This window comes from Streptomyces venezuelae (genome assembly GCF_008642335.1).
In the GTDB taxonomy this organism is placed as follows: domain Bacteria; phylum Actinomycetota; class Actinomycetes; order Streptomycetales; family Streptomycetaceae; genus Streptomyces; species Streptomyces venezuelae_F.
This window is the reverse complement of record NZ_CP029191.1, coordinates 3,118,764-3,133,857: the sequence shown is the minus strand read 5'-3', so window position 1 is coordinate 3,133,857 and position 15,094 is coordinate 3,118,764. Positions and strand designations below refer to the sequence as shown.

Annotated in this window: 8 protein-coding genes and 3 rRNA genes; 6 read left to right on the top strand and 5 right to left on the bottom strand. The window is 65.7% G+C overall.

Going from position 1 to position 15,094, the window contains the following annotated elements:
* The first annotated feature begins 123 nt into the window (after positions 1-123).
* Positions 124-1,578: an adenosylhomocysteinase gene (gene ahcY / locus DEJ49_RS13930; protein WP_150184418.1), complete on the top strand. Its 1,455-nt coding sequence runs from the start codon at positions 124-126 to the stop codon at positions 1,576-1,578.
* Positions 1,579-2,206: 628 nt separating this feature from the next.
* Complete coding sequence (locus DEJ49_RS13925; RefSeq protein ID WP_150184417.1) at positions 2,207-2,821, top strand: hypothetical protein; 615 nt, start codon at positions 2,207-2,209, stop codon at positions 2,819-2,821.
* A gap of 9 nt (positions 2,822-2,830) precedes the next feature.
* Here DEJ49_RS13925 and DEJ49_RS13920 read toward each other — a convergent pair whose 3' ends face one another.
* Positions 2,831-3,835 carry an RDD family protein gene (locus tag DEJ49_RS13920; protein ID WP_190329347.1) on the bottom strand — a complete coding sequence of 335 codons (1,005 nt, stop codon included), beginning with the start codon at positions 3,833-3,835 and terminating at the stop codon, positions 2,831-2,833.
* A gap of 89 nt (positions 3,836-3,924) precedes the next feature.
* Here DEJ49_RS13920 and DEJ49_RS13915 point away from each other — a divergent pair, with 89 nt between their 5' ends.
* From DEJ49_RS13915 to rrf, 4 genes are all read left to right on the top strand, one after another.
* Positions 3,925-4,932, top strand: a complete 1,008-nt coding sequence (locus tag DEJ49_RS13915; protein ID WP_150184416.1) for a stage II sporulation protein M — start codon at positions 3,925-3,927, stop codon at positions 4,930-4,932.
* Positions 4,933-5,506: 574 nt separating this feature from the next.
* Positions 5,507-7,032: ribosomal RNA gene (locus DEJ49_RS13905) — 16S ribosomal RNA — on the top strand.
* A gap of 311 nt (positions 7,033-7,343) precedes the next feature.
* Positions 7,344-10,465 (top strand): 23S ribosomal RNA (locus DEJ49_RS13900).
* Positions 10,466-10,552: 87 nt separating this feature from the next.
* Positions 10,553-10,669 (top strand): 5S ribosomal RNA (gene rrf, locus DEJ49_RS13895).
* The 16S, 23S and 5S rRNA genes sit together here, the layout of an rRNA operon.
* A 113-nt stretch (positions 10,670-10,782) precedes the next feature.
* On the opposite strand, the gene DEJ49_RS13890 is transcribed toward rrf, so the two are convergent.
* Genes DEJ49_RS13890 through DEJ49_RS13875 form a run of 4 tightly spaced genes read right to left on the bottom strand, consistent with a single transcriptional unit; the run spans position 10,783 to position 15,090 of the window.
* Positions 10,783-12,093 carry a DUF58 domain-containing protein gene (locus DEJ49_RS13890; RefSeq protein WP_150184415.1) on the bottom strand — a complete coding sequence of 437 codons (1,311 nt, stop codon included), beginning with the start codon at positions 12,091-12,093 and terminating at the stop codon, positions 10,783-10,785.
* Positions 12,093-13,079, bottom strand: coding sequence for an AAA family ATPase (locus DEJ49_RS13885; protein ID WP_150184414.1), 987 nt, complete (start codon positions 13,077-13,079; stop codon positions 12,093-12,095). Before DEJ49_RS13885 ends, DEJ49_RS13890 begins: the two co-directional genes overlap by 1 nt.
* Positions 13,079-14,368 (bottom strand): DUF4350 domain-containing protein, encoded by a 1,290-nt coding sequence (locus DEJ49_RS13880; RefSeq protein ID WP_150184413.1) that lies wholly within the window; start codon positions 14,366-14,368, stop codon positions 13,079-13,081. The genes DEJ49_RS13885 and DEJ49_RS13880 overlap by 1 nt, the downstream gene beginning before the upstream one ends.
* Entirely contained in the window at positions 14,365-15,090 is a 726-nt protein-coding gene (locus tag DEJ49_RS13875; protein ID WP_223832825.1) for a DUF4129 domain-containing protein, read from the bottom strand. The genes DEJ49_RS13880 and DEJ49_RS13875 overlap by 4 nt, the downstream gene beginning before the upstream one ends.
* Between the last annotated feature and the right edge of the window lie 4 nt (positions 15,091-15,094).

Sequence of the window (15,094 nt, the reverse complement as noted above, 5' to 3'; positions counted from 1 at the left end):
TCCGACGGACTGCGCTGCGCGCGTCGGTGCACCGGTGTGGCCACCTCTGTGTCCACTCCACCAACCCAACGCCGCAGGTCAGCCATGTCCACCCTCGACCCATCCACGAGGAGCAGCTCACTCATGACTCTCATCAACGGCAAGGACTTCAAGGTCGCCGATCTCTCGCTGGCCGCGTTCGGCCGCAAGGAGATCACCCTGGCCGAGCACGAGATGCCCGGTCTGATGGCGATCCGCAAGGAGTTCGCCGCCTCCCAGCCGCTGGCCGGGGCCCGCATCATGGGCTCCCTGCACATGACCGTGCAGACCGCGGTGCTCATCGAGACGCTGGTCGCGCTCGGCGCCGAGGTCCGCTGGGTCTCCTGCAACATCTTCTCCACCCAGGACCACGCGGCCGCGGCCATCGCGGTCGGCCCCAACGGCACCCCCGAGGACCCGCGGGGCGTGCCGGTCTTCGCCTGGAAGGGCGAGAGTCTGGAGGAGTACTGGTGGTGCACGGAGCAGGCGCTGACCTGGCCGAACACGCCCACCGGCGGCCCGAACATGATCCTGGACGACGGCGGCGACGCCACCTTGCTGGTGCACAAGGGCGTCGAGTACGAGAAGGCCGGCAAGGTCCCCGCCGTGGAGAGCGCGGAGAACGACGAGCACCGCGTCATCCTGCAGCTGCTGAACCGCACCATCAGTGAGGGTTCGCAGAAGTGGACCCAGCTGGCCTCGGAGATCCGCGGCGTGACCGAGGAGACCACCACGGGCGTGCACCGCCTGTACGAGATGCAGCGCGAGGGCCAGCTGCTGTTCCCCGCGATCAATGTGAACGACGCGGTGACCAAGTCGAAGTTCGACAACAAGTACGGCTGCCGGCACTCCCTGATCGACGGCATCAACCGCGCCACCGACGTCCTGATCGGCGGCAAGACCGCGGTGGTGTGCGGGTATGGCGATGTGGGCAAGGGGTGTGCGGAGTCGCTGCGCGGCCAGGGCGCGCGGGTGATCGTCACGGAGATCGACCCGATCTGCGCGCTGCAGGCGGCGATGGACGGCTACCAGGTCACCACCCTGGACGAGGTCGTGGAGACGGCCGACATCTTCGTCACCACGACGGGCAACAAGGACATCATCATGGCCTCGCACATGGCCCGGATGAAGCACCAGGCGATCGTGGGCAACATCGGTCACTTCGACAACGAGATCGACATGGCGGGGCTGGCGGCGATCGAGGGCATCGTCAAGGACGAGGTCAAGCCGCAGGTGCACACCTGGACCTTCCCCGAGGGCAAGGTGCTGATCGTGCTGTCGGAGGGGCGTCTGCTGAACCTGGGCAACGCGACCGGCCACCCCTCGTTCGTGATGTCCAACTCGTTCGCGGACCAGACGCTGGCCCAGATCGAGCTGTTCACCAAGCAGGAGCAGTACCCCACCGATGTCTATGTGCTGCCCAAGCACCTGGACGAGAAGGTCGCCCGTCTGCACCTGGACGCGCTGGGCGTGAAGCTGACCACGCTCAGCCCGGAGCAGGCCGCCTACATCGGCGTCGAGGTCGAAGGCCCCTTCAAGCCGGACCACTACCGCTACTGACACGGACGGCCTTACGGGTCCGCACGGGTCCGTCAGCCCGCCCCGACTCAGCGCGGCACAGCTCCACCCCAGCAGGCCCTCGCCCTCCCGGCGGGGGCCTGCCCCGTCGCCACCCGGCCGGCCACTCGCGACCCAGCCGCGCAACCCATCCGCCAGATGCGCGTCCCGCCGACGCGGCACAAGCTCCCGCACGGGCACACGCCCGACCGGCCTCGGCAGGGGACTGCGTCTGGCAGGCCCCGGGTGTCGCAGCCACGTGGATGGCGAGGCTACGTGGACGGCGAGGCTACGTGGACTGCGGGGGACTGTCTCACGACCGTCACCGGCGCCCCCGGCATACGTCGGCGGCAGCCCTGCACCGAGGCCTCACCCACACCGAGCGCCCACCCGCAGCACCCCACACGTGCCCGTCAGCCCCGTGCCCTAGGCTCGCCGACGGGCCTACTGCGAGACGCGTGGACGGCACGTGCCCCAGCCGACCCGGTCCGAACTCGACCCGGTCCGAACTCGACCTGGACCCGGCCCAGACCCGGCCCGGACCCGACCCGGACCCGGCCCGAACCCGAAGCTCACCCGCCCAGCCGTCGACTCAGCGCGGAAACCCGACCGAGGACCAGGACCCAAGCCCATGCCCCGCGGCCGCTATTCGCTTCACGATCCGCACGATCACACCCCCCTCGGTGAAGAACACTTCCACTGCGCACCCGGCCCCTCCGGCTGGCGCTACGTCTCCCAACGCATCACCCCCGAAGGCACTCCCACCGGCTCCGTCGACCTAGCACTCGACGCCCGCGGTCGCCCCATTCGCCTGGAACTCCACGCAGGCGACTGGCAGGTCCGCGCCGGCGCCCTCAACGGCGTCACCTGGGTCCGCACCGACCCCACAGGCGCGCACGCCACCGAAGACAACGCCCCCGCCCACGCATTCACCGGCACATCCCCCGCTTTCCTCGTCGCGACGGCCCGGCTCCTGAACCTGACCCCCGCTTCCCCCACGACCAGACTCCGCCTGGTCGCCTTCACGGACCCGGTCCTCGCCCCCCGCACCCTCGACCAGTCCTGGGCCCTGAAGAAGAGCGAAGCACACCCCACTGACAACGGCCCCCTGACCGTCGACGAATACCAGGTCACAGCCCTGGACACGGGCGAGCAGCACGCCGTCCACATCGCCGGCGACGTAGTCCTGGCGGCTCCGGGAATCGAGCTCGAACACCTCGAGACCCCACCGTCGACCTTCGCCTGACACGCCGCCTCACGCAGGCGGCACGAACCCCGTGGCCGGGGGAGCCTCCTCCGAACTCGCCCCGCCAGCGCCAGCGCCAGCGCCAGAGCCGGGTGCACGAACACGGGGGGTCGCAGAACTCCCGGGCGCACCCGGAGCACCCGGAGGCGCAAAACCCCCCGGATAGGCCGCAGTCTCAGAGCCACCCCCGCCCCCATACCCGTACCCGCCCCCGTACCCGGAGCGAGAGTCGAGCCCACCCCCCGCCTCCGCGATCGGCCCCTCCACCTCACCAAACGCCCGCCGCGCATCCCGAGCCTGCCGCTCATGGACCACCGCGGCGAGATACGCGGCAGCCGGTACCCCATACGGCGCCGGCGCCCCCGTCCGCTCCACCAGATCTCCCGCGAGCCGCTCGGCCATCGCCCCGCCCACCTGCGGGTCGAGCTGACCCATCCGCGTCAGGTACTGGCGAATGGCCAGCCACAACCCCTCCGGCACGCCGGACAGATCCAGCTCGGCGAACCGCCCGACCAGCCAGGGCGGCGGCGGAGGAACGAACGCGGCCCGCCCCGCAGGCACCCGCTCACGTACGACCAGCGTCCCCGCGAACACATCCCCGAGCCGGCGCCCCCGCGCCGACACCAGCGACGCGATGCACGCGACGACCCCGAACGTCATCAGAATCTCGATGACCCCGACGGCCCCCCGCACCAACGCGTGCCGGAACCGGATGGGCCCGCCGTCGTCCCGCACCACCCGCAGCCCGCACGCCAGCTTCCCGAGCGACCGCCCATGGCTGAGCGTCTCCACCGCTATGGGGCCACCGACCAGAACGAGTACGAAACTGGCGACCGCCACCGCGGCAGCAGCGGCATCGTCCAACGAAGAAGTAGAGGCGATGATCCCGAAGGTCACCACCAGATACGCCACGAAGGCCACGGCCAGGTCGATCAGCACGGCCAGCGCCCGGCTCGGCAGCTTCGCGGGCCGCAGCTCCAGCGCCACCGCCTCACCCGTCACAAGCTCACTCACGCTCGGCCACCCTTCCCTGCCCTGCCGTAGGACTGGCCAGTCTGCCAAGCTGAACAATCACGCGCCGCAGTACGAGGAGCAGTCTTCCGATGGACCTCGACGTCTTCGTGTCCGCCCACCGAGCCGAGTGGGACCGACTGGACGCCCTGCTGCGCCGCCGGCGCAGCCTCTCCGGAGCCGAGGCCGACGAACTGGTAGCCCTCTATCAACGCACCGCCACCCACCTCTCCCTGATCCAGTCCAGCGCCCCGGACCCTCAGCTCACCGGACGGCTGACACATCTGGTGGCACGCGCGCGTAGCGCCATCACCGGTACGCGACGCGCCTCCTGGCGTGACGTGACCCGCTTCCTGACCCACGGCTTCCCCGCCGCGGTCTACCGCTCCCGCCGCTGGTGGATCCCCACGGCCCTCCTGTCAACGGTCCTGGCGGCGATCATCGGCTGGTGGATCGCCACCCACCCCGAAGTGCAGTCCACGATCGCCGCCCCCAGCGAACTCCGGCAGATGACCCGCCCGGGCGGCGAGTACGAGACGTACTACTCCAGTCACCCCGCGGCTTCGTTCGCGGCCCAGGTGTGGACGAACAACGCTCAGGCAGCCGCAATGTGCCTAGTCCTGGGAGCCTTCCTCTGCTTCCCCGTCCTATGGATCCTCTTCCAGAACATGCTCAACCTCGGGGTGGGCATCGGCCTGATGTCCTCGGCCGGCCGCCTGGACACCTTCCTGGGCCTGGTCCTGCCCCACGGACTCCTTGAGCTGACAGCAGTCTTCGTAGCGGCCGGCACGGGCCTACGTCTCGGCTGGACCGTCATCGACCCGGGCCCCCGCACGCGCCGCACGGCCCTCGCGGAAGAAGGCCGTGCGGCCCTGGGCATGGCCATCGGCCTGGCCCTGGTCCTCTTCGTCTCGGGCGCCATCGAAGGCTTCGTCACCCCATCGGGCCTCCCGACCTGGGCCCGCATCGCCATCGGCATCGGCGCCGAACTGGCCTTCCTCGTGTACGTCTACGTACTGGGCGGAAGAGCCGCCCGAGCAGGCGAGACGGGCGATCTGGACAGCTCCGAACGCAGCGCATCCGTCCCTCTCGCAGCGTGATGTGCATACGGCCCATCTGACCTGCTAGTCTCCTCATCGCCCCGGAAAACCCGTTGACACGGAAGGACCGGGGAGGTAGATTCGAACAGTTGCCTAGAACTGGACAAGTTCGGCAGCAACAGTTAATGTCTTCCTGCTTCTCGAATCTCATCAATGCGAGAAGCCACCCCGATGATTCGGAATCCGAAGCCGGTAAGACCGGCCGAAAACTTCTGATAAAGTCGGAGCCGCCGGAAAGGGAAACGCGAAAGCCGAAAGGCCGGAGTGGGAACCGGAAAGGCGCCGAGGAAGTCGGACACGAAAGAGTCTGATAGAGTCGGAAACGCAAGAACAAAAGAAACACCGAAGGGAAGCGCCCGGAGGAAAGCCCGCAAGGGTGAGTACAAAGGAAGCGTCCGTTCCTTGAGAACTCAACAGCGTGCCAAAAGTCAACGCCAGATATGTTGATAACCCCGGCTCACTTCGGTGAGTTGGAGGTTCCTTTGAAAAACACAGCGAGGACGCTGTGAACGGACGGGATTATTCCTCCCGACCGTTCCGCTCTCGTGTGTGAGCACCGGATTACCGGTACACATTCACGGAGAGTTTGATCCTGGCTCAGGACGAACGCTGGCGGCGTGCTTAACACATGCAAGTCGAACGATGAACCACTTCGGTGGGGATTAGTGGCGAACGGGTGAGTAACACGTGGGCAATCTGCCCTTCACTCTGGGACAAGCCCTGGAAACGGGGTCTAATACCGGATAACACCTTCTCTCGCATGGGAGAGGGTTGAAAGCTCCGGCGGTGAAGGATGAGCCCGCGGCCTATCAGCTTGTTGGTGAGGTAGAAGCTCACCAAGGCGACGACGGGTAGCCGGCCTGAGAGGGCGACCGGCCACACTGGGACTGAGACACGGCCCAGACTCCTACGGGAGGCAGCAGTGGGGAATATTGCACAATGGGCGAAAGCCTGATGCAGCGACGCCGCGTGAGGGATGACGGCCTTCGGGTTGTAAACCTCTTTCAGCAGGGAAGAAGCGAAAGTGACGGTACCTGCAGAAGAAGCGCCGGCTAACTACGTGCCAGCAGCCGCGGTAATACGTAGGGCGCAAGCGTTGTCCGGAATTATTGGGCGTAAAGAGCTCGTAGGCGGCTTGTCACGTCGATTGTGAAAGCTCGGGGCTTAACCCCGAGTCTGCAGTCGATACGGGCTAGCTAGAGTGTGGTAGGGGAGATCGGAATTCCTGGTGTAGCGGTGAAATGCGCAGATATCAGGAGGAACACCGGTGGCGAAGGCGGATCTCTGGGCCATTACTGACGCTGAGGAGCGAAAGCGTGGGGAGCGAACAGGATTAGATACCCTGGTAGTCCACGCCGTAAACGGTGGGAACTAGGTGTTGGCGACATTCCACGTCGTCGGTGCCGCAGCTAACGCATTAAGTTCCCCGCCTGGGGAGTACGGCCGCAAGGCTAAAACTCAAAGGAATTGACGGGGGCCCGCACAAGCAGCGGAGCATGTGGCTTAATTCGACGCAACGCGAAGAACCTTACCAAGGCTTGACATACACCGGAAAGCATTAGAGATAGTGCCCCCCTTGTGGTCGGTGTACAGGTGGTGCATGGCTGTCGTCAGCTCGTGTCGTGAGATGTTGGGTTAAGTCCCGCAACGAGCGCAACCCTTGTTCTGTGTTGCCAGCATGCCCTTCGGGGTGATGGGGACTCACAGGAGACCGCCGGGGTCAACTCGGAGGAAGGTGGGGACGACGTCAAGTCATCATGCCCCTTATGTCTTGGGCTGCACACGTGCTACAATGGCCGATACAATGAGCTGCGATACCGTGAGGTGGAGCGAATCTCAAAAAGTCGGTCTCAGTTCGGATTGGGGTCTGCAACTCGACCCCATGAAGTTGGAGTTGCTAGTAATCGCAGATCAGCATTGCTGCGGTGAATACGTTCCCGGGCCTTGTACACACCGCCCGTCACGTCACGAAAGTCGGTAACACCCGAAGCCGGTGGCCCAACCCCTTGTGGGAGGGAGCTGTCGAAGGTGGGACTGGCGATTGGGACGAAGTCGTAACAAGGTAGCCGTACCGGAAGGTGCGGCTGGATCACCTCCTTTCTAAGGAGCACTTCTAAGCCAAGCTTGCTTGGTTCAGAGGCCAGTACATCAGCGAATGTCTGATGCTGGTTGCTCATGGGTGGAACGTTGACTACTCGGCCTGAATCTGGGCCGGAGGCTGCAAGTACTGCTCGCAAGAGTGTGGAAAGCACGATCTCCGGACAGGAACGGGCCGGGCACGCTGTTGGGTATCTGAAGGTACGGCCGTGAGGTCGCCTTCAGTGCCGACCCCGGTGCACTCACTGGTTTCCAGTGGGGTGATGGGTGGTTGGTCGTTGTTTGAGAACTGCACAGTGGACGCGAGCATCTGTGGCCAAGTTTTTAAGGGCGCACGGTGGATGCCTTGGCACCAGGAACCGATGAAGGACGTGGGAGGCCACGATAGTCCCCGGGGAGTCGTCAACCAGGCTTTGATCCGGGGGTTTCCGAATGGGGAAACCCGGCAGTCGTCATGGGCTGTCACCCGCTGCTGAACACATAGGCAGTGTGGAGGGAACGCGGGGAAGTGAAACATCTCAGTACCCGCAGGAAGAGAAAACAACCGTGATTCCGGGAGTAGTGGCGAGCGAAACCGGATGAGGCCAAACCGTATGCGTGTGAGACCCGGCAGGGGTTGCGCATACGGGGTTGTGGGATCTCTCTTTCACAGTCTGCCGGCTGTGAGACGAGTCAGAAACCGTTGATGTAGACGAAGGACATGCGAAAGGTCCGGCGTAGAGGGTAAGACCCCCGTAGTCGAAACGTCAGCGGCTCGTTTGAGAGACACCCAAGTAGCACGGGGCCCGAGAAATCCCGTGTGAATCTGGCGGGACCACCCGTTAAGCCTAAATATTCCCTGGTGACCGATAGCGGATAGTACCGTGAGGGAATGGTGAAAAGTACCGCGGGAGCGGAGTGAAATAGTACCTGAAACCGTGTGCCTACAAGCCGTGGGAGCGTCGGGATGGAGCTTGCTCCATCCTCGTGACTGCGTGCCTTTTGAAGAATGAGCCTGCGAGTTTGCGGTGTGTTGCGAGGTTAACCCGTGTGGGGAAGCCGTAGCGAAAGCGAGTCCGAACAGGGCGATTCAGTAGCGCGCTCAAGACCCGAAGCGGAGTGATCTAGCCATGGGCAGGTTGAAGCGGCTGTAAGAGGTCGTGGAGGACCGAACCCACCAGGGTTGAAAACCTGGGGGATGACCTGTGGTTAGGGGTGAAAGGCCAATCAAACTCCGTGATAGCTGGTTCTCCCCGAAATGCATTTAGGTGCAGCGTCGTGTGTTTCTTGCCGGAGGTAGAGCACTGGATAGGCGATGGGCCCTACCGGGTTACTGACCTTAGCCAAACTCCGAATGCCGGTAAGTGAGAGCGCGGCAGTGAGACTGTGGGGGATAAGCTCCATGGTCGAGAGGGAAACAGCCCAGAGCATCGACTAAGGCCCCTAAGCGTACGCTAAGTGGGAAAGGATGTGGAGTCGCAGAGACAACCAGGAGGTTGGCTTAGAAGCAGCCACCCTTGAAAGAGTGCGTAATAGCTCACTGGTCTAGTGATTCCGCGCCGACAATGTAGCGGGGCTCAAGCGTACCGCCGAAGTCGTGTCATTCCAGCAAGAAGCCCCAACGGGTGCTGGGATGGGTAGGGGAGCGTCGTGTGCCGGGTGAAGCTGCGCCGGAAGGCAGTGGTGGACGGTTCACGAGTGAGAATGCAGGCATGAGTAGCGATACATACGTGAGAAACGTGTGCGCCGATTGACTAAGGGTTCCTGGGTCAAGCTGATCTGCCCAGGGTAAGTCGGGACCTAAGGCGAGGCCGACAGGCGTAGTCGATGGATAACCGGTTGATATTCCGGTACCCGCTGTGAAGCGTCAAACATCGAATCAGGCGATGCTAAGTCCGTGAAGCCGCCCCGGAGCCTTCGGGCAAAGGGGAGTGGTGGAGCCGACGGACCAGACTTGTAGTAGGTGAGTGATGGGGTGACGCAGGAAGGTAGTCCAGCCCGGGCGGTGGTTGTCCCGGGGTAAGGGTGTAGGCCGTGCGGTAGGTAAATCCGTCGCACACGAGGCTGAGACCTGATGCCGAGCCGATTGTGGTGAAGTGGATGATCCTATGCTGTCGAGAAAAGCCTCTAGCGAGTTTCATGGCGGCCCGTACCCTAAACCGACTCAGGTGGTCAGGTAGAGAATACCGAGGCGTTCGGGTGAACTATGGTTAAGGAACTCGGCAAAATGCCCCCGTAACTTCGGGAGAAGGGGGGCCATCACTGGTGATGAGTCTTGCACTCTGAGCTGGGGGTGGCCGCAGAGACCAGCGAGAAGCGACTGTTTACTAAAAACACAGGTCCGTGCGAAGCCGTAAGGCGATGTATACGGACTGACGCCTGCCCGGTGCTGGAACGTTAAGGGGACCGGTTAGTGCGCTTTCGGGCGTGCGAAGCTGAGAACTTAAGCGCCAGTAAACGGCGGTGGTAACTATAACCATCCTAAGGTAGCGAAATTCCTTGTCGGGTAAGTTCCGACCTGCACGAATGGCGTAACGACTTCTCGACTGTCTCAACCATAGGCCCGGTGAAATTGCACTACGAGTAAAGATGCTCGTTTCGCGCAGAAGGACGGAAAGACCCCGGGACCTTTACTACAGTTTGATATTGGTGTTCGGTTCGGCTTGTGTAGGATAGGTGGGAGACTGTGAAGCGGGCACGCCAGTGTTCGTGGAGTCGACGTTGAAATACCACTCTGGTCGTGCTGGATGTCTAACCTCGGTCCGTGATCCGGATCAGGGACAGTGTCTGATGGGTAGTTTAACTGGGGCGGTTGCCTCCCAAAGGGTAACGGAGGCGCCCAAAGGTTCCCTCAGCCTGGTTGGTAATCAGGTGTTGAGTGTAAGTGCACAAGGGAGCTTGACTGTGAGACCGACGGGTCGAGCAGGGACGAAAGTCGGGACTAGTGATCCGGCGGTGGCTTGTGGAAGCGCCGTCGCTCAACGGATAAAAGGTACCCCGGGGATAACAGGCTGATCTTCCCCAAGAGTCCATATCGACGGGATGGTTTGGCACCTCGATGTCGGCTCGTCGCATCCTGGGGCTGGAGTCGGTCCCAAGGGTTGGGCTGTTCGCCCATTAAAGCGGTACGCGAGCTGGGTTTAGAACGTCGTGAGACAGTTCGGTCCCTATCCTCTGTGCGCGTAGGAATATTGAGAAGGGCTGTCCCTAGTACGAGAGGACCGGGACGGACGAACCTCTGGTGTGCCAGTTGTCCTGCCAAGGGCATGGCTGGTTGGCTACGTTCGGAAAGGATAACCGCTGAAAGCATCTAAGCGGGAAGCCTGCTTCGAGATGAGTATTCCCACCCCCTTTGAGGGGTTAAGGCTCCCAGTAGACGACTGGGTTGATAGGCCAGATCTGGAAGCCCGGTAACGGGTGGAGGTGACTGGTACTAATAGGCCGAGGGCTTGTCCTCAGTTGCTCGCGTCCACTGTGTTGGTTCTGAAACCACGAACAACCCCATGCAAGGTCACGCATGGTGCGGTTGACAGTTTCATAGTGTTTCGGTGGTCATAGCGTGAGGGAAACGCCCGGTTACATTCCGAACCCGGAAGCTAAGCCTCACAGCGCCGATGGTACTGCAGGGGGGACCCTGTGGGAGAGTAGGACGCCGCCGAACTTTTTTTGGAGAAAACCCCCGCACCGTATGGTGCGGGGGTTTTCTGCGTTCCAGGGGGAATTTGGTGCGTCTCTCCCTTAATAGGTGTTGGTTCTCGTGCTGCTGGTAATTCTTTAAAGGCGGCCGGCTGATTTGAGGGCCAGATATGCGTCCGCCAGGGCTGGAGCCAGAGCCTGGGGAGTGGCGTCGACTACCGTCACACCTCGGTTTCTGAGTTGTTCTGCCGTGCGGTGGCGTTCCGACTGGGCCTGGGCGGCTGAGGCCGCGTCGTAGACAGCTTCCGTTGTTCCTCGTGCGGCTGCCATTTCCTCGACGTAGGGGTCGGCTACCGCGGCCACCACGACCTTGTGGCGCTTCGTGAGGCGGGGAAGGACGGGAAGCAGACCATCTTCGATGGGGGCCGTGTCCAGGCCGGTGAGCAGCACGATCAGGGAAGCCCGTGGGGCGGTGCGGAGAGCCGTTGAGGTCAGGGTTCGGGAGTCTGTTTCGACGAGCTCGGGCTCCAGTGTCGCCAGTGCGTTGACCATGGAGGGGAGCACGTCTCCGGCGGAGCGGCCCTGGACCAGGGCGCGTACTCGGCGGTCGTAGGCGAGGAGGTCCACGCGGTCGCCGGCGCGGGAGGCCAGGGCTGCGAGGAGCAGGGCTGCGTCCATGGAGGCGTCGAGGCGTGGGGCGTCGCCGACGCGGCCCGCCGACGTACGGCCGGTGTCGAGGACGATGAGGATGTGGCGGTCGCGCTCCGGGCGCCAGGTGCGGACCGCGACGCTGGAGTGGCGGGCGGTGGCCCGCCAGTCGATGGAGCGGGTGTCGTCACCGGGAACGTACTCGCGGAGGCTGTCGAATTCCGTGCCCTGGCCGCGTGTCAGCACGCTGGTGCGCCCGTCGAGTTCGCGCAGGCGGGCCAGTTTGGAAGGCAGATGCTTTCGGCTGGCGAAAGGTGGCAGGACGCGCAGGGACCAGGGGACTTTGTGGCTGCCCTGGCGGTTGAAGAGGCCGAGGGGGCCGTACGAGCGGATCGTTACGCGGTCGGCCTCGTGGTCGCCTCGGCGAGTCGGGTGCAGGCGTGTGGTGAGGCGGCGGCGTTCGCCTGCGGGGATGGACAGGCGGTGACGTGATGCTTCGACCTCTGTGCCGGGCTGCCAGGTGCTCGGGGGCCAGGCGTCGCGGAGGTCGGCGCGCAGGGCGCGGGCCGTGGGGTTGGTGACGGTGAGGTCGACTTCGGCGGTTTCGCCCAGACGTACGGACGTATCGCCGGAGCGGGTCAGACCGAGGCGGCGTACCGGGGTGGCGAGGGCGAAGTCGCAGGCGCAGGCCAGGGCCAGTGGGGCGTTCACGGCGAGGATGCCGGTCCAGCTGGGGTCCCAGAGGCCGACCGGGAGCGTGCCGAGGGCTGCCAGGAGTGCGGCGCGTCCGGTGAGGGCCATCAGCGGGGGACCGGGACGTGGGCGAGGATCGCGTTGATGACGGAGTCGGCGGTGACGCCCTCCATCTCGGCTTCCGGGCGGAGCTGGATCCGGTGGCGGAGGGTGGGGAGGGCCAGAGCTTTGACGTCGTCGGGGATGACGTAGTCGCGGCCGGTGAGCCAGGCCCATGCGCGGGCCGTGGAGAGGAGGGCCGTGGCGCCTCGGGGGGAGACGCCCAGGGTGAGGGACGGGGATTCCCGGGTGGCGCGGCAGATGTCCACGACGTACGCGGTGATCTCGGGGGAGATGGAGGTCTTCGCGACGTCGGCGCGGGCGGCTTCCAGGTCGGCGGCGCCGGCGACGGGGCGTACGCCGGCGGCGCGCAGGTCGCGCGGGTTGAAGCCTTCCGCATGCCGGGTCAGGACGTCGATCTCGTCCTGGCGGGAGGGGAGAGGGACCGTCAGTTTGAGGAGGAAGCGGTCCAGTTGAGCCTCGGGGAGGGGGTACGTGCCTTCGTACTCGACCGGGTTCTGGGTGGCCGCGACGAGGAAGGGCTCGGGGAGCGGGCGCGGGGTGCCGTCGACGGTGACCTGGCGTTCTTCCATCGCTTCGAGGAGCGAGGACTGGGTCTTCGGCGGGGTGCGGTTGATTTCGTCGGCCAGCAGGAGGTTGGTGAAGACCGGGCCGGGCTGGAAGGAGAACTCGGTGGTGCGGGTGTCGTAGACGAGGGAGCCCGTGACGTCGCTCGGCATGAGGTCGGGGGTGAACTGGACGCGCTTCGTCTCCAGTTCGAGGCTCGATGCGAGGGCGCGGACGAGCAACGTTTTGGCCACCCCAGGGACTCCTTCTAGTAGGACATGGCCGCGGCAGAGCAGGGCGACGACGAGTCCGGTGACGGCGGGGTCCTGGCCGACCACGGCCTTGGAGATCTCGGCGCGCAGGGCTTCGAGGGAAGCGCGTGGGCTGCGGGGATCTCCGGTGGGCCCGTTGTCAGTGGTCGGGTCCATCATGAGTGGCGTACCTCTCTTTCGAGGGCGTCGAGTTGGTCGGCGAGGGCGATGAGTGCTGCGTCGTTGCCGGGGGGCGGCCCGAAGAGGAGGGGGTGCAGGTCTTGGCCGGGGGTGTGCAGGCGGGAGGAGAGGGCGGGGATCAGGGTCTCGGGCGCGTGTGCCTGGGTGGGGGGTACGCCGGCGAGGGAGGCGAGGCGGGTGCGGGTAGCGGTGCGTAGGGCGGCGGCCGCGCGGTCGCGGGCGTTGACCTTGCGGTAGAGGCGGGCGCGTCCCTCGACTGCTTCCGAGGCGCGGATGACGACGGGGAGGCGTTCGGCGACGAGGGGGCCGAAGCGGCGGGCGCGCCACAGGGCGGCGAGTGCGGCGGCGATGGCGAGCTGCAGGGTGCCCCAGCGCCAGCCGGAGGGGATCAAGTCGAAGAAGCCGCGGCGCTCGGATTCGGACGCCGCCTGGTCGTCGGAGAGAGAGGGGAGGTACCAGACCAAGTGGGGCCGGGAGCCGAGGAGTTGCAGGGCTAGCGAAGCGTTGCCCTGCTGGTCGAGGCGGTCGTTGTAGAGGATGTCGGGGGCGCCGAGGACGACGGTGTCGCCCTTTCCGTGGGGGGCGGGGAGATGCAGCAGGCTGGGCAGACCATCGCTGAGGTAGCAGGCCTCGGCGTCGGGGGCGAGGGTGTCGTAGCGGATTCCGCCCATGTCGGCGGGGCCGGCGCGGCGGGCGGCCGGGAGGGGGCAGCCGGGGGAGAGCGTGGAGTCGGCGCTGGTCGCGGCGTTCGCGGTGACCCCGGGGGCGAGGGTGCCGACGGAGCGGGCGCTCGGGGTGACGAGGACGGTGCGGCCGTCTGCGTCCTCGGTGGCCGTGTGGAGGCGGGAGCGCTGGCGGTCGGTCAGCACGTCGGGGTTGGCGACGAGAAGGGTCGTGTCGGGGCCTGCCGCGGAGCGGGCTTCTTCGGTGCTGGTGACCACGCGCGTGGACACGCCCCGGTCGGCGAGGAGTTCGGCGACGGCTCGGCTTCCGTGGGAGTCGGCGGAGCGGGGGTCGAGGCGGCCGTGTTCGGTGCCGGAGCGGACGGCGGCGATGACGACGGCTGTCGCCAGCAGGATGACCAGAGCGAGGACGATGCCTCGGGAGCGGGTCCAGAGCTGGCGGGGCGTGGGGGAGATCGAGGTCGAGGACGCGGGGGGTGGGGCGGCTGCCGCTCGTTCCGCGGGTGTGTGTGTCGGCGGGGCGCTCGTGGCGTCGGGCGCGGAGGGCCGGCTCGGGCCCGTCGAGGGGGTGGGGCCGGTCATTCGGCGGTCCCGTGGGGGCTGTTGTTCGGCGTGGTGTGGGCGGTGCTGGTCAGGATCGGTTTGGTGCCGTCCAGGTCGCGGTCGAGTTCGGCCAGGCGGAGGTACGCCGGTTCGTCGGCGGTGCGGCCGCCGTATGTGACGTCGTCGAACGCGCGGGCGGCGGCGCGGAGTCGGTCGGTGTGGGAGGGGAGCGTGCGGCCCGCTTCCGCCGCGGCTTCGTCGGCGGTGCGGCCTGGGCGGGGGTCCAGGAGCGCGCGCTCCTCCAGGGCGCGGACGACGGCGCGCATGCGTTCCTGGACGGCTTGGTTCCAGTGGGCCTGGGCGGCGTGGGCCTCGGAGGCGGCGCGGTGTTCCGCGGCGCTGCGGGGGCGGTCGTCGAAGAGGGCCGGGGCCGAGGTGGTGGTCCGGCGGGGGGTGCCGAGACGCCACCACAGGGCGGCGATCAGAAGCAGCACGGCCAGCACGATGACCACGAGGCCGAGCGCGCCGCCTGGGGTGGCCCCGGACGCGGCGGAGAACAGGTCGTCGATCCATCCCCAGAAGCGGTTCAGGGCGCGCTCGAAGAGGCTGGGGTCGTTCTCGTGGTACATCGGCTTGGACAGTTCGCGTTCGGCGGCCTCCCGAGCGGGGTCGCGCGGGATCGTCACCGGTGGTTCGTCGCCGGTGCGCGGCAGGAGCGGTGCCGCGCCGAGCTCTCTGAGTACTGCCCCCGCCGCAGTCACCGCA